Origin of the sequence: Saltatorellus ferox (genome assembly GCA_007751475.1) — a bacterium.
In the GTDB taxonomy this organism is placed as follows: domain Bacteria; phylum Planctomycetota; class UBA1135; order UBA1135.
The window spans coordinates 7,434,590-7,457,498 of sequence record CP036434.1 but is presented as its reverse complement, the minus strand read 5'-3'; the positions used below and the strand labels follow the sequence as shown (position 1 = coordinate 7,457,498).

Genomic DNA, 22,909 nt, shown 5'->3' with positions numbered 1-22,909 from the left:
CGAAGATGGGACTCAGCACCAACATCGGGCTTCGCGCGCTCCTCACGTCGCAGTCGGCGCTCGACACGATCGGGCACAACGTCGCGAACGCCAACACGGAGGGCTACAGCCGCCAGCAGATTCTGATCTCGAGCTCTCGGCCGCTCAACCTGCGCGGCCTGCAGCTCGGACACGGCGTCCAGGCAGACCGGGTCATCCGGTCGGTGGACGATCTGCTCAACTCGCGCATCACGTCCCAGGCGTCCACGCTCGGGAAGCTCGACTCGCAGCTCTCGGAGATGCAGAGCGTCGAGGCGCTCCTGAACGAGCCGAGCGGCGAGGGCTTCGGCTTTCTGCTCGATGACGTCTTCGCGAGCTTCTCGGCGCTGTCCGCGAACACCGAGGACATCGTGAACCGCACCGGCGCGATTCAGTCGACGGACAACCTGATCAACCGATTCGGCCAGGTCGCAGGGGAGATCAAGCAGCTCCAGCGCGACGCTCAGACGAAGGCTGCGTCCATTGCGGGCGGCGTCAACGTGCTCGCGGAGCGGATCGTGCAGCTGAATCAGGAGATCACCCAGGTCGAGGCCGTTCGCGGGACGGTCGCCAACGACCTCCGGGACAAGCGCGATCTGGCGATCCGCGACCTCGGCGCGCGCGTCGACATTCAGGTGCGCGAGAACACCGAGGGCGCCGTTCAGATCCAGGTCGGTGGTCAGCTGCTCGTGGGCTCGAAATCCGTGCACAGGATGTCGATCGATACCGCCCAGGACGGCGAAATCGTCGTGACTCTGGAGGGCGGCGTGCGCCCCGTCGTACCCACGGGCGGTGAGCTGGCCGGGCTGATCGCCTTCGCCCAGAACTTCTCCAGCGGCGTGGGAGGCGACCTGGACCGCTACGCACGATCCATCGTGCGAGAGGTGAACCGTGCTCACTCGACCGGAGTACCGCTCGACGGTGGCTTCACGCAGCTCCGCGGCACCGGTGCCGTCGTCGACGTGGACGGTGACGGCGAGCTGGGCGACGCGCTCCTCCGGGATTCGGGTCTGCCGTTCGATATTTCGGAGGGTGAGCTGTTCGTCCACGTGGTCAACGATCGTACAGGGGAACTCTCCACGAAGAAGCTCGACATCGATCCGAACAGGATGACGGTCGCGGGCTTCGTCGACGCGCTCTCGGACGTGCGGGGCATCACCGCCCGGCTCGACAACTTCGGCCGGGTCACGATCAACTCGACGTCCGGCACGCGCTTCCACTTCGGGCGTCCGATCGACACGGATCCCGACTCCGCAGGCACCTTCGGAGGAGGCGCTGCATCGACCGTCGGCTCGTTCGCAGGACCGTTTTCGATCTCGACCGCGTCGACCCTGAACCTCGCGGGACCGAACTCGTCCTTCGGCGTGACGTTCGATCCGACGGACTTCGCCAAGGTGGGCGAGGGCACGCCCCAGGAGGTCGTGGATCTCCTGAATCAGAGCCCGGATATGGCCACCAACAACCTGCAGGCCTACGTCGTGGGTGATCGGGTTTCCATCCGCACCCAGGGAGAAGGAAGCGCGGAGGCGTTCCAGATCACGGGCGGGACCGCGGTCAACGCGCTGGGCCTGCAGACGGGCTCCTACGTGGGGCAGGATCTGGCCGTCCAGGTGGCTCTGTCGGGCCAGTACAGCGGCGACTCGAACGAGCGCTGGACCTTCGAACCCCTGGGCGATGGCACGATCGGGACCACGCCGGGCCTGGAGATCGCCGTTCGGAACTCGACGGGTTCCATCGTGGCGCGGTTGAACGTGGGAGACGGCTATGCGCCTGGCAACCCCCTGACGATCGGCGACGGCGTCAGCGTCTCCTTCACCGTCGGAGCGGTCAGCGCCAGCAGCGGCGATGCCTTCAGCTCGGAGATGATCGCGGACTCCGATACGAGCGACATTCTCGTGGCGTTCGGACTGAACTCCTATCTCGTCGGCGACGATGCGTCGACGATCGATCTGCGCAGCGATATCCGCGAAGACCCGCGTCTTCTGTCGGCATCCGCCACGGGCGCCGTCGGCGACGGCGGGGCGCTGCTCGATATGATCGCCGTGCAAACGGCCGACGTCGACGAGCTGGGAGGGACGCTGGGCGAGTTCTATGGAACGATGGTCGGCGGCGTCGGGTTCGACATCAGCTCGGCGGCCAACGCCCAGGAGATCGAGGCTTTCCTGCTCACGAGCCTGGAGGCCCAGCGCGAGGAGGTGTCGGGCGTCAACGTCGACGAGGAGCTGGTGAAGATGATCCAGTACGAGCAAGCCTACAGCGCTGCCGCGCAGTTCCTGCAGGTGGTCAACCAGATGAACGACGAGGTGCTGGCGCTCCTTTGAGCGCGCCGTAGATCATGTCCATTCGTCCCACACAGGGCCGGATCTTCGCGCTGGTTCGCGACGGTATCACGGCCAACACAGGCAAGCTCATCCGAGCTCAGGAGCAGGCGTCGAGCGGCAAGCGAATCGTTCGCGCCTCCGACGATCCCGTTGGCACGTCGGTGGCGCTCTCGCTCCGCCGTCAGATCGGCGCCATCGAGTCTTTCGTCGCTTCGACCTCCGGCGCGAAGCCAGAAGTCGAACAGGGTAGCTCCCGACTCCAGGAGGGGTCGGGGGTGCTCGCGGAGATTCGATCGCTCATCATCCAGGGCATGAACGGTGCGCTTAACGAGCGAGATCGGAGGGCCGTCGCCAGCCAGATCGAGCTCCTGGAGAGTCAGATGCTGGACATCGCGAACACGCGAAGCGGCGACAGCTACCTCTTCGGTGGTACCGCCACGAACGTTCAGCCGTTCCAGGAGACCAGCGTGAACGGCGAGCAGGTCATCACGTATCACGGCAACGACGAGCGCCAGAAGGTTCTCACGAGCCGCGGAGCGGAAGTGACGCTCAACGTGACGGGCAAGGAGGTCTTCGACAAGTACGCCTACACCTCGACCGAGTTCGGCAAGGTGACCGGGATTCGGTCCGGTACCACGGCGGATAGCGGCACAGGGTACGAAGAGCTGCTCGTTCGCCAGGACGGCACCCTCGGGACGATGGGCCAGGGAATTCTCCTGTCGAACGACGGCAAGGACACCCTCGTCGGAGACCAGCCGCTCGTCGTGTCCGCAAGCGGCACGATCCAGCTCGGCGCAGGGGATCCGATCACGATCCCGTCGCCGGTGCCGACGGCCATGGTGGCCTTCGACGAGAACGGCGCGCGCGTGAGCGTGGACCTCGCGGGATGGACAGGCCTCGACTTCACCACGACGGTGTCGGGCACGGCGTCTCTTTCCTTGGATGGCAATACCTACACGGCGGTCAACCTGACGGAGACCGATCTGCGGATCGAGAACCCATCGTCCGGCACGGTCCTGCACGTCGATACCACGGAGCTGTTCCGCGCAGGTTCGGAGCTGGTGACCTTCGAGGGAACGCCAAGCATCTTCGAGACGATCCGCGGCGTCGTCGCCGACCTTCGGATGCCGGAGGGCACCGATCGGAACGTTCTCATCCGTCGGATGGAGTCGCGGCTGGGCGAGCTCGACCGCAGCCAGGACGACCTGCTCATCGGGCTCGGAAAGCTCGGCGCAGCTTCCCAGCGCATCGAGGTCGCCTCCACCCGGCTCGAAGACCTGCGGGTCACGGTCGAAGGCCTCGTCTCGAACGTCGAAGACGCGGACTACGCGCAGGTCGCGCTCGACCTGCAGCGTGCAGAACAGACGCTCCAGCTCGCTCAGGCGACCGGCGCAAGACTCATGCAGCAATCGCTGCTCAACTACCTGTAGGCAGCGCGGATCCGAAACTGAATCGTGATGATGAATCCTGACAAGACCGGCGTCGCGGGCGTCCTCGGTGGCACTGCAGTGCAGGCCACAGGGCGTCCCAAAGGCGACGCACTCGGCAGCGCCGAGACAGAGAAGGCGGGCGCCGCCTTCAGGGCGCTCCTGGAGCGACTCGAACGATCCGCGCGCGATCTCGATGCGGCGTCGGAGTCCATCGAGGACCCGCGCCAGCTAGGCCAGGCCGTGATGAACGCGCGCGCTTCCGTGGAGGAGGCTGTTCTCGCGGGCAGCGGACTCCTGGAGGCCTACCGCGCTGCGCAAGCACGCGATGGCTCCGATCCCCATTCACTATTGACCGAGACTCAAACCCCAACCGACCGGCCCCGCACAGGCCATGGAGAAGCCCGATGACCACGCAACTCACCACCCAGAAAGAAGCCGCCCTGGCCCTGATGGAGCTCGTGCTCCGGGACGGCCGGTCCTTCTCGGCGGAGTATCCGCTGATCTTCCAATCCAACGCCACGGGACGCGTCGAGACGGTCGAGGAGAACGACGAAGTCGTGTCGACTTGCGCCTGGATCGCGCGAACCCTCGCGACTCCCACGGCGGACGTCCCCGTGGCCTTCATCGGCTCGGTGGCGACGGCGCCGAGCATTCGCGGCCGTGGCTACGGCTCGCGGGTCGTGGCGGAGACGCTGGAGAAGGCGAAGCACCAGGGCGCGGCGCTCTCGATGCTCTGGGCCGATGATCCCGAGTGGTACCAGGCACGCGGCTGGATCCCGTTCGGCACCGAGAACGTCTACGTGATCGAGCACGGCAACGCGATCCTGCTGCCCGAGCCGGTCGGCGTGCGTCCTGCGACGTATGACGATCATGGAGCCATTCACTCGCTCTACAGCAGCCATGTGTCACGGACGCTGCGCATCAAGGAGGAGACGCAGGCGCTCTTGGGCGTGCCGAACATGCAGACCTACGTCTGTGAGCGCGACGGCAAGGTCGTCGGCTATGCATGCATGGGGCGCGGCGAAGACCTCGGCCAGGTGATCCACGAGTGGGGCGGGGAGCCCGACGCGGTCCTTCCGATCGTCAGTCAGATCTGGGCGAAGGCGCGCAACGAGCACGACCGAATCTTCATGATGGTTCCAGACACCGAGGCCGATTACCGCGCGTACTTCAAGTTCGTGCGAGCGGAGGGCGCCCAGGGGGTCCTCGCCATGGCGCACCTCGGCTGCACGAAGGCGATGGCTCAGACGTTCAACGCGGCGCTGCCCAAGGAAGTGACGGCGAGCGCCACGTCGGAGAAGACGATCGATATCGCGGGTCCGAAGGGCACCTTGCGCTTGACCGATCATGAGATCCTCCTGGCCATCTGCCCGCCCCGCGGCGACCGCCGCGTCGTGGAAGTGATCGAGCAGGAGGTCGGCGCCGCACTGCCGGGACTGCCTCTGTCGCCGTTCGTCTGGGGTCTCGACAGCATCTGATCGCGATCGACTCATCGGCTCGACGGGCGAGCCACGCCGCTTTCGAAGACGGTGTGGTTCGCTCTCGTCGTCTCGCCCCCGCGCCTCCCGCGTTCAGGCGGCCTTGCTCGGGGCGACGACGCGCTCGATAACGGCCCTCAGGACGTCCAGGAGGACAGGCTTGGAGACGTAGTCGTCCATCCCTGCCCCGCGACACGCTTCGCGGTCGGAGGCCATCGCGTTCGCCGTCATGGCCACGATCGGGAGGCGGGGGAGTCCGAGCCGGGCCTCGCGCTCACGGATCAAGCGCGTGGATTCGTAGCCGTCCATGACGGGCATCTGGCAATCCATGAACACGATGTCGAAGGCCTCCTGGGCGGTGGTGTCCACCGCGCGCTGGCCATCGGCGACCATGACGACGTGGCACCCGAGCTTCTCCAGCATGCGGCGCGCGACGATCTGGTTGATGGGATTGTCTTCGACCACGAGCGCACGGATGGAAGGGCCGTCCCCGGCGGGATCCGCAGCCGGTTGCTTGGGTCCTTCGATGGACTCCATTCGAGGAGCTGCCATCAGCGCGCGCTGAGGGGCGGTGCTGCTGCTCCGAAGCTCGGGGATCGTGGCCGCAGGCGCGGACCCGGCGGCTGGCTCGACGATGGGGATCTCGACCCAGAAGACCGAGCCGCCTTGCAGGTGGGGTCGACAGCCGATCACCCCGCCCATCAGGTGGACGAGATTCCTCGAGATCGAGAGCCCGAGACCGGTCCCGCCGAAGCGGCGGGTGGTGGTCGAATCCGCCTGGGTGAACGCCTCGAACAGCCGGGTGGCGTCCTTTTGCGTGACCCCGATGCCGGTGTCGCGCACCGAGATCATCAGGTCTCGACGATCGCCTTCTCCGACGAGGGTAGACAGCGTGACGCGCACGAATCCGCTCTCGGTGAACTTGACGGCGTTCCCCACGAGATTGAGCAGCACCTGCCGGAGTCGGGCCGGGTCACCCATGATCTCCTCCGGGACATCGTCGTCGACTCTGAGCTGGAGTTCGAGGTTCTTCTTCTTCGTGGCCGCGTGCTTGAGGAGCTCGATCGTGCTCCGCGCGCACTCCGCAGGGCGGAACGGGACGTCCTCTAGCACCAGCTTGCCGGCTTCGGTCCGCGACAGGTCGAGGATGTCGTTGAGGATCTCCAGAAGCGCCGTGCCCGAACCGAGGATCACGTTGAGATAGTTGGCCTGCTCTCTGCCGAGTTCGGTGCCCATCAGGACCTGCGTGAGCCCGAGGATGCCGTTGAGCGGCGTTCGGATCTCATGGCTCATCGTGGCCAAGAACTCGGACTTCGCGGTGGTCGCCTGCTCGGCGGCTTCCTTGGCGGCCACGAGCGCGTTCCGCATCTCGACCTCCTCCGTGATATCCGTGTGGGTGCCGACGACTCGGAGCGGCTGATGGTGAGCGTCGCGCGCCATGATCTTGCCCCGCGCGAGGATCCAGCGATACGAGCCGTCCTTGTGCCGCATCTGGAACTCGGCGCGGTAGTCGGGCGTTACGCCGCTCACGCAGGCCTCGAAGGCCTTCAACGCTTGCTCTCTCTGGTCCTCGGGCACGCGGCTGGCCCACTCATCGAAATGATTGCCGATCTCGTGGTCTGCGTACCCGATGATCTCCTTCCACCGGGGCGACAGGTGGAGTTCGGAAGTGGGGATGACCCAGTCCCAGAGGCCGTCGCGTGCGCCCTCGAGCGCGTACATGTACCGTTCCTCGCTCTCCCGCAGCCTGGTTTCTGCCTCGTGCTGTTCCGTGATGTCGCGGAAGCTTCCGATGATCCTCAGCGGTTCGCCATCGGGGTCGAGTTCTAACTCGGCCAGCGCGTGGACCCAGCGACGGTTCCCCTTCGCCGTGATGATGCGGTTGACGATCTCGTAGGGAATGCCGTCGCGAAGGAGGCGCTCGAGTCGCTCCTCGACCACGCTGGCGTCCTCGGGGGTGTAGAACGCGATGGCCTCCCCGACCGAGGGAGTCGAGCCCGGCTCCATCTCGTGGATGTTGAAGACCTCGTCGGACCATGTGAGTTCCCCGGAGGCGATTTCGACGGACCACGTCCCGATCCCTGCCATCCGCGCCATCTGGTCTCTCCGCAGAATCTCTCTACGGAGCGCTGCTTCCCGAAGACGGCTTTGTGAGACGTTCTGGAAGACGAGGGTCATCGTGGAACCCGCGTCGAACTCAGGCTCGACGGTGCACGAAACCTCGACCCATGCCTGTTTGCCGCGGCTGTCGGTGAGGTGGATCGTTTGACGGAAGCTGCGGTGTGATCGGGCGCTTTCCCGGATGGCGCGGACCAGGGCTGGTCGCTCCTTGCGTGTCACGAGCCGCAGAGCACGGCGCGGCGTCAGGGGCCCATCGTGCTTCAGTCCGAGGAGGAGCCGACTGGACGCGGTCCAGTCGATGCTATCGAGACAGGGTCGCGGGCTGGAGCGTTCGTCGTCCAAGCACCAGGACAGGATGGCGCCACCCACGTAGAGGGTGTCACCGATCGTGCCCAGCAAGCGCTGGGCGCCGTCGCAATAGGCGGGCTCCTTCGCGGCTCCTGGAATGGGGCAGCACTGGGCAATGGGGTTCTGCTCTGGGCTCATGGGGTCTTGTGGTCCCATCGACTCATTCGGAAGCATGCTTCCGGGCGAGGATGCCGATCTAAGGGGACTCCATTAGGGAAGTTCGGATCCGCTTTACGGAGCAATTGAGGCAAAGGGAGAGCATGAGCCCGGCTCTCGAATTGAGGCCCCTCTCAGCGCGCTTGGACCCCGTCAGCGCGGTCGGACCCCGCCAGCTCCTTTGACCCGGCCAGCTCCTTTGACCCCGCCAGCTCCGTTGACACTGTCAGCGCACGTGGAACTCGTCGTCAGGTTGGCCCGATAAGGGCCCGCCCTGTGATGCGGTCGACCAGCGCTCCGGTGTCGGAGCCCTTCCGCCCAGAACGGCGGCCACTCCAGCGAGCAACGCGGGCCCGCTCACCTCCGGCGCGCAATCCCGGTCGAACTCGATCGTGAGGATCGGCACCTGGCGGTCGACCCCCATCCACGATCCGAGGGAGCCGGGCGTCGGGTACCCCATGGAGGGCTGGACGGACCAGGCGGGGCCCGCTGCTTCGGCGAAGGCCGCCGCCTCGCGCTCCGCCGGACCATCGAAGTTGACGAAAGGCCCGCGTCGCGTGGAATGGAGCACGATCACGATGTCGGGTGCGAAGTCCACGAGGTCGCCGTGGACCGCGGCGACGCCCGGCTCCGAGAGCGGCTCGGGGCCGCACTGCCTCGACGCCTGAAAGTTTTTCGCGGGCCAGTTGCGGTTGGGATCGACGCCCTGGACCGTGGTTCGGGAGCCGCGCGCCGTGCCGTCAGGATTGACGTCCTCGTAGACGCGAACGGTGTCGTCCGACGTGAGGAGCAGCGCGAGCAGCTCCTGCAGATGCCGTCCTCCCTCACGCTCGTCGCCATGGATCCCGGCGATGACGGCGGCCTTGCGCCTGGCGCGGCCACCCGTCTCGCCAGCGCCGCTGCCGACGATCGTCGTGGCGCGGACGGCCCGCCCGTCGCGGCTGGTCCCCAGGGTCTCCCAGGTGAGCGAGTCGACCGAGCGAGTCGGCTGCATCGCCGAGCCCTCCCCGGGCCGAGAAGTGGCGCAGCCGTACGAGCCCAGGATGCTGAAGCCGAGGGAGAAGCAGAGAACGACGACGCCCGGGAGCGAACGGACAGGAGGCCTTTCGAGACGAGGATCAGGACGCATAGTTGTCCGGGAAGAGCGAGCGCTCGACGGCTTCGATGGCGATGTGCAGGACCTTGATGTGGATCTCCTGGATGCGATCCGAGGTGGTCGCATGGGGAACGACGATGGAGAGGTCCGCGAGGTCCTTCATCTGTCCGCCGCCCTTGCCGAGAAGCGCCACGGTCTTGATCCCCATCTCCTTCGCTTTCTGAACGGCGAGGATCGCGTTGGGGCTGCCGCCGCTCGTCGACATGCAGACGAGCACGTCGCCCGGGCGCCCGTAGGCCTCCACCGAGCGCGCGAAGACCTGGTCGTAGCCGAAGTCGTTCGCGATACAGGTCAGCTGGCTCGGATCCGAAAAGGCGATGGCGGGCAGCGCGCTGCGGTTGCCGCGGAAGCGCCCCGTCCATTCCTCCGCGAAGTGCATCGCGTCGCACATGGAGCCGCCGTTGCCGCAGGCCATGAGCTTGCCGCCGCTCGTCAGCGCGCCCTCGCAAAGCGCCGCGAACTGGCCGACGGCTTCCAGGTTCGATTCGTCGCCGAGAAACGCATCGAGCGTGGCACGCGCGGTCTGGAAGGACGCTCGAATCGCGGCCAGTGACCCCGAAGGGACGTCAGCGGGCATGTGGGCAGAAAGATCTGTCGAGGAGGTCATGACGGTCGACTATTCGGCGGTGGATCGAATCTCGCGAAACGCGAGGTCGGCAGCCTCCAGGATCCTGTCCAAGACCGGCTGCGTATGCGTCACGGAGAGGAAAATGGCCTCGTAGGGCGAGGGCGGCAAGAGGATGCCACTGCGCAGCATCACGTTGAAGAAGCGAACCCAGGCCTCGCGATCGGTGGCTGTCACCTCGGTCAGGTTCCGGGGCACCGCGGCCGAGAAGTACGGGCATATCATCGACCCGACGCGACCGACGGAGATGGCGCGGCCGTGCTCGTGGGCCACGCGCATGAGGCCCTTCTGGAGAGTGGATCCCGCGTACTCCAGCTGCTCGTAGATGCCGTGGCGCCCGAGGATCTCCAGCGTCTTGCGCCCCGCCGCCACCGCGAGCGGATTGCCGCTCAGGGTGCCCGCCTGGTACATCGGTCCCGCCGGCGCGACCTGCATCATCAGATCCGAACGTCCACCGTAAGCGCCGACGGGCAGCCCGCCGCCGATGACCTTGCCGAGCGTGATGAGATCGCAGCGCACGTCGCTCAGGTCCTGGAAGCCGCCCTTCGCGACGCGGAAACCGGTCATGACCTCGTCGTAGACGAGCAGTGCTCCCGAGACGTCGCAGTGGGCGCGAAGCCCCTCCAGGAAGCCAGCCTCCGGCGGGATGGTCCCCATGTTGCCAGCGACCGGCTCCACGAACACGGCGGCGATGTCGCTCCCGTGCTCGTCGAAGACGGCCTTCACCGAATCCAGGTCGTTGTAGACGGCGACGAGACTGTTGGCGGCGGTGGCCTTCGTCACGCCGGGGGAGTCGGGCGCGCCGAGGGTGAGCGCGCCGCTGCCGGCTGAGACCAGGAACGAATCACCATGCCCGTGGTAGCAGCCTTCGAACTTCAGGATCTTCGGGCGTCCCGTGGCAGCCCGAGCCAGGCGAGCCGCCGACATGGTCGCTTCGGTACCGGAGTTCACGAGGCGGACCATCTCGCAGCCCGGCACGCGCTCCGTGATCGTGCGCGCCATCTCCAGTTCCCCGCGCGTCGGCGCTCCGAAGGTCGTGCCGGAGTCGACGGCGGCGTGCAGCGCTTCGCGGACTTCGGCGTTGCCATGTCCGAGGATCAGCGGCCCATAGGAGCCGACGAGGTCGACGTACTCGTTACCGTCCTCGTCCCAGACAAGCGGCCCTTCGCCGCGGACGAGGTGCGGCGGCACGCCGCCGACGGCCTTGTAGGCTCGCACGGGGCTGTTGACGCCGCCGGGGATGAGGCGCTGGGCCTCGGCAAAGATCGCTTCGCTCTTCGAGAGCGTGAATGGTGGGGGAGTCACGCCGCCCAGTGTATGCGATGGACTCCCTGTAAGCGATCGACTCGAGCGTATGCCTCGGAGCTTGTCGCGCGTGGCCGATTCCTGCGAGCTAGTGCCCTGAATCAGAAGTTCGTCGCATTAGTTTCAGTCTGTTTCGTTTCGTAGCAAGGCGTCCGAACCGCAGTGCGTAGCAGTAGTTCCGTCCAAGGTTCGGCAACGCAGCTACGGAGCGAAACAGGCGAAACTAATGCGACGAACTTTTGATTCGGGGCACTAGTGCCCTGAATCAGAAGTTCGTCGTATTAGTTTCAGTCTGTTTCGTTTCGTAGCAAGGCGTCCGAACCGCAGTGCGTAGCAGTAGTTCCGTCCAAGGTTCGGCAACGCAGCTACGGAGCGAAACAGGCGAAACTAATGCGACGAACTTCTGATTCAGGGCACTAGCTTGAGCTTTCCTCGGGCTGCGTCGCGTGGAAGACGAGGTCACGCTCGTCAAGAGCCCGGCTATATCGAGTCGGCCTCCGACTCTTCTGCCTCCGCTGCCTGCTCCTCGGAGGCGTTCTTTTCGACGAGCGTCAGCTTCACGAGCTGGACGCGTCGCTTCGAGGCGTCGAGCACGGTCGCGCGATAGGGCCCCACTCGCACGGTGTCGCCGGTCTTCGGCAGGCGTCCCAGGCGAGCCGTGATGTGACCGCCGATCGTGTCTTCCTCCTCTTCCTCTTCCTCGTCGAGTTCGAAGTCCAGCCGGTCCAGCACCTCGGGAACGGACAGGCGCCCGCTGAGTTCGTAGCTGCCGTCCGCCAGGGGGCGGAACTCGTTCGAGGCGTCGTCGAACTCGTCGCCGAGCGGGCCGACGATCTCCTCCAGCGCGTCCTCACGGAACGCGAGGCCGATCGCGGTGCCGTGCTCGTCCAGGACGACGGCGCAGTGCTGGCGATTGATCTGGACCTCCTGGAGGAAGTTCGAGATCGACATCGTGTCGGGGACGAAGAGAGGCTCGCGCGCCAGATCCGAGAGGACCGGCGTTTCTCCCTGCAGGAGGCTATCGAGCACGTCCTTCGCGTGGACGATGCCGACGATGGAGTCGAGGCCCTGGCGGCAGAGCGCGAAGCGCGAGTGACCGCTCGTCCGAATACGCTCGAGGTTCTCCTCGTTCGAGCGCTCCTGCGTGAGAAAATCGACCTCGACCCGCGGGACGATGATGTGCCGGACCTCCAGTTCGATCATCCGGAAGACGTTCTCGGTCAGCTGGAACTCATGCTCCGAGATGTCGCCTGCGTGAACGGAGAGCGACAGGATGCTGCGGATCTCCTCGGCGCTGTGGGAGTCGCCGTGCCCGAGGTCCGCGGGCAGGCCGAAGAGCCGGAGGATCCAGTTCGAGATCCAGTTGATCGCGATGATGAACGGCTTGAAGACGAAGTTGAAGGCTCGGAGCGTCGAGCTGACCTTCAGCGCGGTCGACTCAGGCTTGCGGAGCGCCCACATCTTCGGCGCCTGCTCGCCGACGGTCATGTGGAGCGTCGTGATCACGGCGAAGGCGAGGCCGATCGAGACGATCGGCAGCCACGAGGCGTTGTCCGCGACGGTGATGCCCATCGCCTCGGCCAGCGCAATCAGGATGACCGAGACCGCGGGCTCGCCGAGCGCGCCGAGGATGAGGCTCGCGAGGGTGATCCCGAGCTGGCACGCGGACAGGTACTGGTCGAGGTGCCCGAGGATGTGCTGGACCCGCGGGGCAGTCTTGTTGCCCTCGCGCGCCAGCTTCGCCATGCGCGGCTCGCGCACCTTCACGAGGGCGAACTCGGCGGCGACGAAGAACCCGTTCAAGAGGACGAAGAAGAGGGTGGCCCCGAGCCGCCAGGCAATGCCCGCCGCGTCGATCGAGGCATGGGCGTCGCCTGCGCCCAGGGTTTCCGGATCCAACATGGCGGTACGGTAACAGGAACCTCTTCACCGGTCCGCTTCTGGATCAGGGCTCAATCGTCGGTTTCGTTGTCCTCGCCTGCCGCTCCGGAGCCTCCGGCCACCCCGGCCCAGGCCTTCAGCACCGCCAGGTCCGCCTCACTCAGCTTCGCTTCCTGGTGCATGATCAGATAGATCGGGAGCGGCATCTCCCCTTGCTCGCACTCCTCGAAGCACTCCTCGCGGATCTTCGCTCGCTTGGACTCGTTGCGCTTGTCCCACTCGGAGAAGTTGAGGTGCTCGCGCGCTTCCTCGACGTCGTGGGCCACCAGGAACGAGACCGGCGCCACGTAGCTGTACCAGGGCCACTTGACCGCGTTCGAGTGGCAGTCGTAGCACGAGCGCTCCAGGATCGCCTTCACCTCGGCTGGAGCGTCGACGTCCCCGGTCACCGGCGGGTTGGCCCGATCGACGGGGACTAGCTGGATGGCCAGGAAGAGAACGAAAAGCACGAGGAGGGCGCGGCGGAGGGTCTTCATGACTGGATACTGGGTCTTCCCCCTCGCGCGTTGCGTGACATCCCGGTAATCCATGGCATGCGTGCGTAACCGTACACAACAACGTCACAGCCCGGCGTCTACGGAAGCGCGGCCAGCGCGTCGGCCAGCGCCAGCGGCGTCGGCTTGGCGAGCCTCACCATCCGCGAGAAACGCGCGTACTCGGGCGCAAGCTCCGCGTAGGTGGTCTGGCCGATGGCGATGGCCGTGACGCGCGGGATGTCCGGTGTCTTCAGCCACACCTTCACCGCCGACGGGCTGGCGAAGAACACCGCCGACAGGTTCTTCGGGACCACCGAGTCCTCCTCGTCTTCCGTACGGTAGGCGATCGGGTCCTGCACGATCCGCCCGGCGACGACGAGTCGCTCGCGTAGATCGGTCGCGCGGTCCCCACGCGGCCACAGGATGGTCTGGCCATTCTCGGTGCGGGCGAGGATCTCCTCGGCCAGGCTCGCGGCGCCCGCGTCTTCTGCCGGGCCCACGATCACGGGGTCGACGCCGAGCGCGCGCATGGCCCGGGCCGTGGCGATTCCCACCGCAGCGTGCGGAGCGTCGCGAACGTCGGTACGGCGATCCCACAGATGCTTCAGCGCGGGGAGCGCATTCTGGCTCGTGACCGCGACGAAGCTCGGCAGGAGCCCGACTCGCGACTCGGGAATCGCCTGGCCGACGATCCGGACGAGCGGGAAGTGCAGCGGCTTCCAGCCGGGCACCGTGTAGACCGCGTCCATCCAGCGCTTCGCCGCTCTTTCCGACGCTGGACCCGTCAGCGAGATCCTCCGCTCGTTGGTGGTCGCCATCGAATCAGGACCCCTGGCTCGCCGCCCGGGCCAGTTCGATCAATCGCCCGCCGCCGCGTCGATCGATATCGTCCGCGAGCCGGATGCCGAGCGCCTCCGCGTCGTCGATCGGTCCCTCGACGCGGCCCTCCACCGATTCGGCTCCGTCGAGCGAGAGGACGCGGCCCGAGAGAACGAGTTCACCGTCCCGGACGGTGGCATGGCCCCCGGCGGGGGCGTTGCAACCGCCCTTCATCCGGCGCAGAAACGAGCGCTCGGCCATGGCCGCCGCCCACGCATCCGCATCGCGAACGTGACGGGCGAGCGCATCGGCGCGCTCGTCGTCGTCCACGCGGCAGGTCAGCCCCACGATGCCCTGTCCGACGGCGGGCAGAAAGCGCTTCGCATCGAGGACCTCGGTGATATGGCCGTCGAGCCCGAGGCGCACCAGGCCCGCGCGCGCCAGCACGGTCGCGTCCAGCTCGCCGCCCGTGACCTTTCCGAGGCGCGTCGGCACGTTGCCGCGGATCTGCACGACGTTCAGGTCCGGCCGGGCGGCGCGCAGCATCGCGCCGCGCCGCTGGGAGCCGGAACCCACGGTGGCGCCCCTGGGCAACGTGTGCAGCCTGAGCCCGTCGCGCGCGACGAGCGCGTCCTCGATCATGCCGCGCTCCAGGCAGCCCGCGAGCTGCACGCCTTCGTGCAGCGTCGTCGTCATGTCCTTGAGGCTGTGCACGCCGATGTCCGCGCGCCCATCGGTCACGGCCCGGTCCACCTCGACGGTGAAGATGCCGATGCTGCCGAAGCGCGCGAGGTCGGTCTGGCGATCGCGGTCGCCGCTCGACTCGATGATGACGAGTTCCGCGTCGTGGCCTGCCTCGCGCAGGAGTTCCTGGGTGCGGCGGGCCTGCCAGAGAGCCAGGGCGCTGCCGCGGGTTGCCAGCCGATGAATCATGCGGAAAAGTATCGCAGATCCCGGGGCCGCGTGCGGCTACTCCTTGCCGCCGAAGTCGCGGGTCACGTCGCGCAGGAGCGCGTGAACGTGATGGGGGCCGTCGGTCGTGGCGAGCTCGAGGGCGAAGGTTTTCGTGACGATGGACCAGGTCCGGGGCTCCGCCAGCGTGGTGCCGCCCCAGCGCGTGAAGTGGACCTCGTCCGCGGGCGAGCTCTCCAGCGAGAAGGTGCGCAGCTCCGGATCGATCAGTTCGAGGTACGTCGTGAGCAGACGGTCGAGGGCCTCGGACGCGGCGGACCCCAGCTGGGCGCGGGCAACGCCCGACGCCTCTGGAAGCTCCCGCTGGCCCGGGGCCATCCGAACGTCGCCCGGTCGATCGGTGGGGCCTACGCCGGAGATCTCGGGGGCGGCTGCGAGGGCGGCACCGTCGTCCAGCTCGCCGATGAGCACGTTGAACGCGGCGTTGAGGTCGGCGAAGGCCTCGACCTGCGCTGGTTTCTCATCGGACATTGCGATCCCCTGGCGGCTCGCGCCGAACAGCGGATTCGCGCCGACGAACAGCGGGGTGACCGTGGGGGTGGAACCGGGTCGGCAGGTGACATGCAGCGCCAGGTGATGGCCCTCGAAGCGCCACGACCAGGACTCGCTGGCGTCGGGCGTGCCGTAGATGCGCAGCCAGTAGAGGTTCGGGTCGCGGTGCTCGGCGACTCGCTCGGGCGTGGACTCCAGCTTGCGCAGGACGTTCTCCAGGTCGCGGATCTGATGCCACGCCGCCATGCCCGATTCGGAGAGGGCCGTGTCGAGCAGGGCCTCCAGCAGGCCGAACTGCTGCTGGTTGATTTGATCCAGGCGGATGCCCTCACGGCGAACGGGTCCGAAGGCCCACTGTCGGCGCTCCGGGTCGTCCATCGAGGCCGTGGCAAGTTCGCGCCCTCCCTCGTCGAGCTGGCTCAGAAATCCCTTCGTGTACGCGGCCATCGAGTGTCCGCGGGCGATTCCGTCCCCGGTCTCGGCGCCCTGGGGTGGGGTCGCGGGGTCCAGGGGAGCGGGAGCCTGCAAAGTGGCCAGCCAGGCGACCATCCCAAGCAAGCCGACGGACAGGAACGAGGCGCCAGGGGCCAACCTCGAGACGAGGGCCTGGGTGGGCGTGGGGGAATGGAGCATGGCGCCAGGGTAGGCGAAATTTCGGCCAACGGTGCCACTTCCACGGCGTACCCGACGGGCAGCGCACACGGGGCGGCGGGTTTTCGCCGTGTCGCTCCAGGCGCAACGAAACATGAACCGTAGAGCCCCATGGGGGGGACCTATCATGAACAAGAACACGTGGATGGCCGCGGCGTCTGCCGTGGCGCTGACGGCTGCCGCCTTCGCGGCTTCTGCACAGGACGACCCGCTCGAGGGGCTGCTTCGGCCCAATGTGCCCCGTCCATCCAGTGCCCCGGATCCATCGAGTGCGCCGGATCCATGGAGCGCGCCGGATCCAAGGAGCGCGTCGGGTCAATGGAACGCTCCGGGCCGGAGCGGGGCCCAGGCCCCGCCCGACGGGGCGTCCGGAACCTCCGGCAGAACCGTGCCGCTTCGATCGATGGTCGACGGGGATCCTGCCCGGTCGAGCAAGCTCGACCGGCACGAGCTGGAAGAGAGCTTCCGGCTGCGACTCCGGCGCTCGGACCTCGACCAGCGCGAGGCCGCCTTCGACGAAATTACGGCCCAGGCGATGGAGGAGCCGCTCGCTCGCGCTGCGCTCCAGGCGATTGCCTCGGACGGCGGCGATCCGGACCTGGCCTTCACCGCCCGCCTGGCCCTTCGCGAGATCGACCGCGGTGGCGCCGGACGCTCGTTCACCCCGGGCAATCCCCTTCGGGTCCCGGGCGTACGGGGTGGGTTCACCCAGGTGGACCCGTTGGAAGCGATGCAGCAGCGAATGGAGGACATGCTCGAGAACGATCCCTTCATGCAGGACTTCTTCGCCGGCGACCCTTTCTTCGGCCGGGGTGGCAGCGGGTTCTTCCGCCGCGGACCGAGTCTCTTCGGATCGAATCGCGGGCAGGACCTGAACGGAGCGCAGGCGACCGACCCCTTCGAGGAGATGCGCCAGCGCGTTGAGAGAATGCGCCAGCAGTTCGAGGACCTGCAGGGTGGTGCGCTGCGTCCCGGCAGCTCGCCCCGCGGGTCGCAGCCGCTGGCCCCGGGCGCAGTTCCGGCGCCTTCATCGGTGTTCTCCTCCAGCTCCAGCATGAGCATCGAGCAGACGCCCGACGGCGTTCGCGTCGAGATCACCGAGGACGATGGCACCGGACCGAACCAGCGCGTCTACGAGGCGCCGACGATGGAGGCACTCCTCGAGGCGAATCCGGAGTTGAAAGGCCGCGTTCGCTGACGGCGAGCGAGCCGCATCGCTGGTAGAGTCGATCGCCTCCTCCTCGCAGCCGGCGCCATTTGGGCCGCCGGCGCCGTTCGACGATGCAACGAGGAACGACCCCACCATCACGATGCTGGACATTGATTTCGCGCGGACCTGGTTCCCTGCTCTCCAGACGCCCTGGGCGCTGTTCGATAACGCAGGGGGCAGCGTCCCCGCGCGGCCCGTCATCGAGCGCGTGGCCGCTTACATGTCGACGCACGCGGTGCAGCTGGGGGCGAGCTACGATCTTTCGGTGGCGGCGGGTGCCGCCGTCGAAGCCGGGCGCGGGGCCGCTGCGCGGCTGCTCGGTGCGGACGTCGACGAGACGGTGCTCGGGCCGTCGGCGACGGCTCTTACCGGGCGGCTCGCGGCGGCGCTCGTCCCGACCTGGCGCGCCGGCGACGAGGTCATCGTCACCAACCTCGACCACGAGGCCAACGTCGGTGCGTGGCGCAGGCTGGAGGCCCAGGGGATCGTGATCCGCGAGTGGCGCTTCCGCCCGGAGACGATGCGGCTCGAGCTGGACGACCTCGAGGAACTCCTGAGCGACCGGACTCGCCTCGTCGCGTTCACCCATTGCTCGAACGTGGTGGGCACGATCCACGATGTGCCCGAGATCACGGCGAGAATCCGGCGAGCGGGCGCGCTCTCCTGCGTGGACGGAGTCGCGTTCGCTCCGCATCGGCGCGTGGAGGTCAGGGCGCTCGGGGCGGACTTCTACGTGGCGAGCCTCTACAAGGTCTTCGGACCCCACGTGGGCGTTCTGTACGGGCGGCGCGAGGCGCTGCTGGAAGGGCGCAACGTCAACCACTTCTTCGTGGGCGACGGGAAAACCACCTACAAGTACGAGCCGGGCGGCGTCATGCACGAGGCCGTGGCCGGACTCGTTGGGATCTCGGACTACCTCGATGCCATTCACGTCTACCACGGGGGCAACGCTTCTGCGGCGGCCTCTGAACGCACCGAGCACGCGTTCGATCTCTTCGCGGACGCAGAGGCTCGACTGGTAGCGCCCCTCCTCGAATTTCTCCGCTCGGCCCCGCGCGTCCACGTGCTGGGAAGCACTTCATCGGATCGTGCTACGCGCGTTCCGACCGTGGCGTTCACGGTCGACGGCTGTCATGCGTCGGACGTTCCTGCGGCACTCGACCTGGAGCAGATCGCGATCCGCTTCGGGCACTTCTACGCCTATCGAGCGGTGGAAGCGCTCGGACTCCATGAGCGAGGTGGCGTCGTTCGCGCGAGCCTCCTGCACTACAACACGCCCTCGGAGGTCGACCGACTGATCGCCAGCCTCGACGCATTCCTGGCGCCCTAGCTGTCTCTCAGAATAGCTCCATCTCGCCGGCGTTCAGGCTATCCTCGCTCGGCGGCAGCTCCTCTGACAGGAAGCCGATGTCTTGCGGGTGCTTGGCGTCGGCGTTGTCGGCGAGCGAGGCGACGAGCGTCAGGATCTTCCTCAACCTCTGGCTGACGATGTCCTGGGTCTGGAGTGCGACCAGGGAGTCGCCGGATCGAGCGATGATCTCGGCGAGCTTCTCGTCGCCAGCGGCGATGGTATCGGCCGTTGCGTTCTGTAGCTTCCTGGACATCGTCTGGATGGCCTCGCGGTGCTCGCCGTTCTGAACGGTGAACTCCGAGGTTCGACCCTGCAGGGAGTGCACGCTCGACTTCACTTCCTTGAGGAGCGGGGTGAGCGCTGCGGTCAAGAGTGAGATTCGATCGTTGGACTGGGCGATGGCCTCGCTCAACTCGCGCATCTGGTCTGCGATGACTATGAAGGGTCGGCCGAGATCGCCGAGCCGCCCGGCCTCGATCTTCGTGTTGAAGCAAAGCATACGAGCGGCCGAGGCGACGTCCGAGACCGCCTGCGCGGCCTCGGAGACGTTTCCCGTCGTCTCGATGACGCGATCCGCGATGTTCGAGTTGTCCGCAATGACGACTCCGAGGTCGCGGACGAAAGCATCGGTCGCTGCGGTCTGGAGGTCGAGCGTGTGGGAGATACTCCCCTCGCCGCTCGACCCGATCACGCCGACGCTGCCCTGGAGCTGTTCCACGAATTCCTCCGCCTTCGCCACGATCTCGCTCAGGTTGGCGCCCAGAGCGAGCGTGGCGTATTCGGAGTCCTGTAGAACCTTTTCGACCTCCACGCCGACGACGGCGTGGAAGTTCTGATCAGGAGCTTGCGGCATGGTAGCGTGCGAGGTGGAAGCGGTCGAGAGGGGTCGTTGCGCTGACGCGAAAAGGGTCAGGCCGCCATCTTCTGGACGGCCGCCAGAAGCAGGTCCGGCTTGAACGGCTTGACGATCCAGCCCTTGGCGCCGGCGGCCTTCGCGCGCTGGATCAGGTCTGCGTGACCCTCGGTCGTCAGCATGACGATCTTCAGACCCTTGGCGACGCGCCCGTTCTTGGAGAGCGCCTCCGCGAGTTCGATGCCGTTCATGCGCGGCATGTTGACGTCCAGGATCATGACGCTGATGTCGGGGTCTGCGTTGACCTTGTCGAGGCCGTCCTGGCCGTCGACCGCTTCGACCAGCTGAAAGTTGCCAGCTGCGAGTGCCTGGCGAACCTGGCTCCGCATGGTGGCGGAGTCGTCGACGATGATAATTTTGCTCATGGGATCAGGAGGTCTGGCGGCTCTGGGCAGAGTCGGCGACGAGTTGGGTAGAGTGGGTTTCCAGTGGAATCACGAATTGCATACGCGTCCCCTCACCGGGAAGAGACGTGACCGAAATGGAGCCCTTGAGGTTCTCGATGGCGTTGGCGACCGCGGCCAGCCCGACCCCGCGGCCCGAGAGTTCCGAGACGCTGTCGCGCGTCGTGAACTCCGTGGCGAACAGGGCGTTGACGAGGTCGTCACATGTCTCGTTCGGAAGCCCCACCTCGCAGGCCTTCGTACGAACACGCTCCCAGTCGATGCCTCTGCCGTCATCCTCGACGGTGACGATCAGGGAACCGTCGACGACCTGGGTTCGGATCGAAATCTTCCCTGCCGCGTCCTTGTCGGCGTCGAGGCGCTCCTCCGGTGCCTCGATGCCGTGATCGATGGCGTTGCGGATGACGTGGACGAGCGCCGACCAGAGCGGCTGGAAGCTCGCGCGCTGGACACGCACGCCGTGGGACTCGACATGGGTCTTGAGGGGACTCCGCTCGAGACGCTCGGCGATCTGAAGAGCCTGGCTTTCCAGACGTTCCAGCGCTGGAGACGTCGGTTCGAGCAGGAGTTCGGCAAGTTCTGCGGCCAGCTTCTCGGAGCCTCCGTCCACGGCCAGTTCGAGCAGCGTCTCGAGCTGGGATGCGGGGACACGGATCGTGTCTTCGTCCGCGTCGCCAAGGAGGCGCTCCGCGGTCTCGCCAAGCTCCAGCCAGCGGTTCTTGAGCGCCTCGAAAGCGGTCTCGGCCTCAAGCAGCGTGCTTCGCCCCCATGCATTCTCGAGCTCATGGCACGCCTTGGAGATCGATCCGAGACCGAACGCGGCGGCGTTGCCCTTCATCGTATGGAGGGCCCGCTTCTCTTCAGACGTGGCACTCTCGTGCGAGGCGCCTTCGACCTTGGCGAGGAGCGCCGTGGATTCCTTGTAGAACGCGGCGAAGCCTCGCTCGTCCTTCATCGCTCGTTCCAGCATCGTGAGGACCTCTCTCTGGAGAGCCTCGGCGTGCTCACGCGCGACTTCATTCGTCTTGTCCGACACGACGATGAGGACAGCTTCCAGCTCGCCGCTGTCGTCCAGCTTGGTGCGATACTCGAAGTCGTAGCTGGACTCGCCGATCCGGGCGTGCTTGGGAAGCTGGTCGATGGCCAGCTCCATCGGGAGAAACCCGTCGGCGAGCGCTTCCCAGTTCATCGAGAACCATTCGGCCGTCGTCACGCAGCTTCGGCTCAGATAATCCGCGAAGGTCTCGCCGGGTACGAACTCGCCGAAGAAGGTCTCGATCGACGAGGAGTGCTCGGGAAGCAGCTGGCACGAGGCGTCGACGGTCACGATTCCCTGTTCGATGCTATCCAGAACGACCTGCATCTCGCGGTTGCGTTCGCGGAGCTGTGCGGTGCGTTCTTCCACCTTCTTCTCGAGGCCGATGACGTTGTCGAAGAAGTTGCGCGCGATGAATCCGGCAGCGAACGCCTCCAGAACGACGAATGCGGCGTGCACGAGCACGACCCAGAGCGGCGCGTCGTAGTTGAAGATGCTGGCGGGCGCCAGGTACCAAAGGGCGAGGTGATGGACGGCGACGGTGCCTGCGCCGACGATCACCGTCATCGGGTTCGCGAACAGCGCCAGAATCGCGAGGATCGAGAAGAAGTAGAAGTGCATCTCGATCTGCACTGGACCCTGACCCGCATGGACGAGGACGCCTCCCATGCACATGGATGTGAAGGCGAAGACGTAGGACTTCCTGCGCTCCGATTCGATGGCGCGGCAACCCAGCACCGGGACGGCGAGAACGGCGAGCGTCATCAAGGCGACGGAGACCACGCCGGTGTCGTTTGCCCAGGCGACCAGCATGAACACCGGCAGATGAGCGATGAAGAACCAGAGCGCGATCTTGTTCATTCGGGCCAGGTAGCTGGCTTCGAAGGCGCTGACGGTTTTCGGGAGGACGGCGGCGCTGAGGAAGCGCGTCCATAGGGACGTCGGTTCACCGCCGGTCGGGTGTATGGGCGGCGAGTCGGGGTGCTGAGGAGTAGAGCTCATGGGTACTTGATCCGGAGTGGGTCGAGAGCGGACTGGAGCGAGGTCGAGACGCCGCAGCCATAGACGGGAAGGGGGGAGGGCTGGATGCCCGCGCGGAGCTGCTCCAGGGTCTGGAGATCCAGGTAGGCGAGTCCTTGCTTGCGTTCGGTGTACCCGCCCAGGAAGACCACTTCGCCCTCAGGTGAGATGGCGATGAAGAGCGGTGCGGACTCGATCCCGTAGCGCTCTCGGAGGGAGGTCTGGGTCTCGTGATGGACCCGGAAGCCCAGGGCGGAGGCGCCGGTGGCCAGCGGCTCGTCCTGGGCGTCGTCGACGATGATCAGGTGCTCGTCGATGTCGATAGCGGTCGCCCTGTCGTCGGAGAACAGGTACTCCGCGACTCGACGCGAACAGCCGCAGTTTCCTTAGAGAACGTGAACCAGGCTCCATCGGCGCGCTTCGCCGTCGGTACGCTTCACCAGCGCCTTCGTCGCCCGGGCGAGCTCTCCCGTCGACGTCATCTCGGGCGTCGGGAGCGGTGCCCAATGACCGACCATGAGCGATCCGACACCCAGCGCGACCGTCGGCATCCACAGCGCAAGAAGCACGCGCGCCACGACTCGACCTTTGTCGAGGCGTTTGCGCGGAGGCTGCTTTCGGTTGATCGGGTGATCGGCGGTGGGATCGGGGCGGGGATTCATGGGA

General features: G+C 66.6%; 20 protein-coding genes. 6 read left to right on the top strand and 14 right to left on the bottom strand.

Annotated features, from left to right (window positions below):
* Positions 1–5: 5 nt before the first annotated feature.
* Genes flgK through Poly30_RS27030 form a run of 4 tightly spaced genes read left to right on the top strand, consistent with a single transcriptional unit; the run spans position 6 to position 5,247 of the window.
* The gene (gene flgK / locus Poly30_RS27045) at positions 6–2,339 is read left to right on the top strand and encodes a flagellar hook-associated protein FlgK (protein WP_145205318.1); all 2,334 of its coding nucleotides are present in this window, start codon (positions 6–8) and stop codon (positions 2,337–2,339) included.
* A gap of 14 nt (positions 2,340–2,353) precedes the next feature.
* On the top strand, positions 2,354–3,769 hold the full coding sequence (gene flgL / locus Poly30_RS27040) for a flagellar hook-associated protein FlgL (protein ID WP_145205315.1): 1,416 nt from the start codon (positions 2,354–2,356) through the stop codon (positions 3,767–3,769).
* Positions 3,770–3,796: 27 nt separating this feature from the next.
* Positions 3,797–4,177, top strand: a complete 381-nt coding sequence (locus Poly30_RS27035; RefSeq protein WP_145205312.1) for a hypothetical protein — start codon at positions 3,797–3,799, stop codon at positions 4,175–4,177.
* Positions 4,174–5,247, top strand: coding sequence for a GNAT family N-acetyltransferase (locus Poly30_RS27030; protein ID WP_145205309.1), 1,074 nt, complete (start codon positions 4,174–4,176; stop codon positions 5,245–5,247). The genes Poly30_RS27035 and Poly30_RS27030 overlap by 4 nt, the downstream gene beginning before the upstream one ends.
* Before the next feature lie 93 nt (positions 5,248–5,340).
* Here the strand turns inward: Poly30_RS27030 and Poly30_RS27025 are convergent, their stop codons facing one another.
* From Poly30_RS27025 to Poly30_RS26985, 9 genes are all read right to left on the bottom strand, one after another.
* Positions 5,341–7,854 (bottom strand): hybrid sensor histidine kinase/response regulator, encoded by a 2,514-nt coding sequence (locus Poly30_RS27025; RefSeq protein WP_419190728.1) that lies wholly within the window; start codon positions 7,852–7,854, stop codon positions 5,341–5,343.
* Between the two features lie 244 nt (positions 7,855–8,098).
* Entirely contained in the window at positions 8,099–8,866 is a 768-nt protein-coding gene (locus tag Poly30_RS27020) for a M14 family zinc carboxypeptidase (protein WP_419190727.1), read from the bottom strand.
* A 124-nt stretch (positions 8,867–8,990) separates the two neighbouring features.
* A complete protein-coding gene (gmhA, locus tag Poly30_RS27015) occupies positions 8,991–9,605 on the bottom strand; it encodes a D-sedoheptulose 7-phosphate isomerase (protein ID WP_145206447.1) in 615 nt (204 codons plus the stop codon).
* 39 nt (positions 9,606–9,644) lie between these two features.
* Positions 9,645–10,958 carry a glutamate-1-semialdehyde 2,1-aminomutase gene (hemL, locus tag Poly30_RS27010; RefSeq protein ID WP_145205299.1) on the bottom strand — a complete coding sequence of 438 codons (1,314 nt, stop codon included), beginning with the start codon at positions 10,956–10,958 and terminating at the stop codon, positions 9,645–9,647.
* A gap of 480 nt (positions 10,959–11,438) precedes the next feature.
* Positions 11,439–12,860 carry a hemolysin family protein gene (locus Poly30_RS27005; RefSeq protein WP_145205296.1) on the bottom strand — a complete coding sequence of 474 codons (1,422 nt, stop codon included), beginning with the start codon at positions 12,858–12,860 and terminating at the stop codon, positions 11,439–11,441.
* 50 nt (positions 12,861–12,910) lie between these two features.
* Positions 12,911–13,375, bottom strand: coding sequence for a heme-binding domain-containing protein (locus Poly30_RS27000; RefSeq protein WP_145205293.1), 465 nt, complete (start codon positions 13,373–13,375; stop codon positions 12,911–12,913).
* 98 nt (positions 13,376–13,473) lie between these two features.
* Positions 13,474–14,193 carry a uroporphyrinogen-III synthase gene (locus Poly30_RS26995; RefSeq protein ID WP_145205290.1) on the bottom strand — a complete coding sequence of 240 codons (720 nt, stop codon included), beginning with the start codon at positions 14,191–14,193 and terminating at the stop codon, positions 13,474–13,476.
* Positions 14,194–14,197: 4 nt separating this feature from the next.
* On the bottom strand, positions 14,198–15,127 hold the full coding sequence (gene hemC / locus Poly30_RS26990) for a hydroxymethylbilane synthase (RefSeq protein ID WP_145205287.1): 930 nt from the start codon (positions 15,125–15,127) through the stop codon (positions 14,198–14,200).
* A gap of 36 nt (positions 15,128–15,163) precedes the next feature.
* Positions 15,164–16,291, bottom strand: coding sequence for a DUF3500 domain-containing protein (locus Poly30_RS26985; RefSeq protein ID WP_419190726.1), 1,128 nt, complete (start codon positions 16,289–16,291; stop codon positions 15,164–15,166).
* A gap of 145 nt (positions 16,292–16,436) precedes the next feature.
* On the opposite strand from Poly30_RS26985, the gene Poly30_RS26980 reads away from it, so the two are divergent.
* Both Poly30_RS26980 and Poly30_RS26975 read left to right on the top strand, forming a co-directional pair.
* Positions 16,437–17,507 (top strand): hypothetical protein, encoded by a 1,071-nt coding sequence (locus Poly30_RS26980; RefSeq protein WP_145205281.1) that lies wholly within the window; start codon positions 16,437–16,439, stop codon positions 17,505–17,507.
* A 112-nt stretch (positions 17,508–17,619) separates the two neighbouring features.
* Entirely contained in the window at positions 17,620–18,849 is a 1,230-nt protein-coding gene (locus Poly30_RS26975) for a cysteine desulfurase-like protein (RefSeq protein ID WP_145205278.1), read from the top strand.
* Positions 18,850–18,856: 7 nt separating this feature from the next.
* Here the strand turns inward: Poly30_RS26975 and Poly30_RS26970 are convergent, their stop codons facing one another.
* From Poly30_RS26970 to Poly30_RS26955, 5 genes are all read right to left on the bottom strand, one after another.
* Positions 18,857–19,723: a methyl-accepting chemotaxis protein gene (locus tag Poly30_RS26970; protein ID WP_145205275.1), complete on the bottom strand. Its 867-nt coding sequence runs from the start codon at positions 19,721–19,723 to the stop codon at positions 18,857–18,859.
* Between the two features lie 56 nt (positions 19,724–19,779).
* Positions 19,780–20,148 carry a response regulator gene (locus tag Poly30_RS26965; RefSeq protein WP_145205272.1) on the bottom strand — a complete coding sequence of 123 codons (369 nt, stop codon included), beginning with the start codon at positions 20,146–20,148 and terminating at the stop codon, positions 19,780–19,782.
* A gap of 4 nt (positions 20,149–20,152) precedes the next feature.
* Entirely contained in the window at positions 20,153–22,225 is a 2,073-nt protein-coding gene (locus Poly30_RS26960; RefSeq protein WP_145205269.1) for an ATP-binding protein, read from the bottom strand.
* The gene (locus tag Poly30_RS28995; protein WP_419190725.1) at positions 22,222–22,395 is read right to left on the bottom strand and encodes a hypothetical protein; all 174 of its coding nucleotides are present in this window, start codon (positions 22,393–22,395) and stop codon (positions 22,222–22,224) included. Before Poly30_RS28995 ends, Poly30_RS26960 begins: the two co-directional genes overlap by 4 nt.
* 234 nt (positions 22,396–22,629) lie before the next feature.
* Positions 22,630–22,905: a hypothetical protein gene (locus Poly30_RS26955; protein ID WP_145205266.1), complete on the bottom strand. Its 276-nt coding sequence runs from the start codon at positions 22,903–22,905 to the stop codon at positions 22,630–22,632.
* Positions 22,906–22,909 lie beyond the last annotated feature (4 nt).

Bases quoted from the DNA above. Each gene is read 5' to 3' on its own strand.
- flgK (WP_145205318.1), top strand. From the start codon at position 6: ATGGGACTCAGCACCAACATCGGGCTTCGCGCGCTCCTCACGTCGCAG.
- flgL (WP_145205315.1), top strand. From the start codon at position 2,354: ATGTCCATTCGTCCCACACAGGGCCGGATCTTCGCGCTGGTTCGCGAC.
- Poly30_RS27035 (WP_145205312.1), top strand. From the start codon at position 3,797: ATGATGAATCCTGACAAGACCGGCGTCGCGGGCGTCCTCGGTGGCACT.
- Poly30_RS27030 (WP_145205309.1), top strand. From the start codon at position 4,174: ATGACCACGCAACTCACCACCCAGAAAGAAGCCGCCCTGGCCCTGATG.
- Poly30_RS27025 (WP_419190728.1), bottom strand. From the start codon at position 7,854: ATGAGCCCAGAGCAGAACCCCATTGCCCAGTGCTGCCCCATTCCAGGA.
- Poly30_RS27020 (WP_419190727.1), bottom strand. From the start codon at position 8,866: ATGCAGCCGACTCGCTCGGTCGACTCGCTCACCTGGGAGACCCTGGGG.
- gmhA (WP_145206447.1), bottom strand. From the start codon at position 9,605: ATGCCCGCTGACGTCCCTTCGGGGTCACTGGCCGCGATTCGAGCGTCC.
- Poly30_RS27005 (WP_145205296.1), bottom strand. From the start codon at position 12,860: ATGTTGGATCCGGAAACCCTGGGCGCAGGCGACGCCCATGCCTCGATC.
- Poly30_RS27000 (WP_145205293.1), bottom strand. From the start codon at position 13,375: ATGAAGACCCTCCGCCGCGCCCTCCTCGTGCTTTTCGTTCTCTTCCTG.
- Poly30_RS26995 (WP_145205290.1), bottom strand. From the start codon at position 14,193: ATGGCGACCACCAACGAGCGGAGGATCTCGCTGACGGGTCCAGCGTCG.
- hemC (WP_145205287.1), bottom strand. From the start codon at position 15,127: ATGATTCATCGGCTGGCAACCCGCGGCAGCGCCCTGGCTCTCTGGCAG.
- Poly30_RS26985 (WP_419190726.1), bottom strand. From the start codon at position 16,291: ATGCTCCATTCCCCCACGCCCACCCAGGCCCTCGTCTCGAGGTTGGCC.
- Poly30_RS26980 (WP_145205281.1), top strand. From the start codon at position 16,437: ATGAACAAGAACACGTGGATGGCCGCGGCGTCTGCCGTGGCGCTGACG.
- Poly30_RS26975 (WP_145205278.1), top strand. From the start codon at position 17,620: ATGCTGGACATTGATTTCGCGCGGACCTGGTTCCCTGCTCTCCAGACG.
- Poly30_RS26970 (WP_145205275.1), bottom strand. From the start codon at position 19,723: ATGCCGCAAGCTCCTGATCAGAACTTCCACGCCGTCGTCGGCGTGGAG.
- Poly30_RS26965 (WP_145205272.1), bottom strand. From the start codon at position 20,148: ATGAGCAAAATTATCATCGTCGACGACTCCGCCACCATGCGGAGCCAG.
- Poly30_RS26960 (WP_145205269.1), bottom strand. From the start codon at position 22,225: ATGAGCTCTACTCCTCAGCACCCCGACTCGCCGCCCATACACCCGACC.
- Poly30_RS26955 (WP_145205266.1), bottom strand. From the start codon at position 22,905: ATGAATCCCCGCCCCGATCCCACCGCCGATCACCCGATCAACCGAAAG.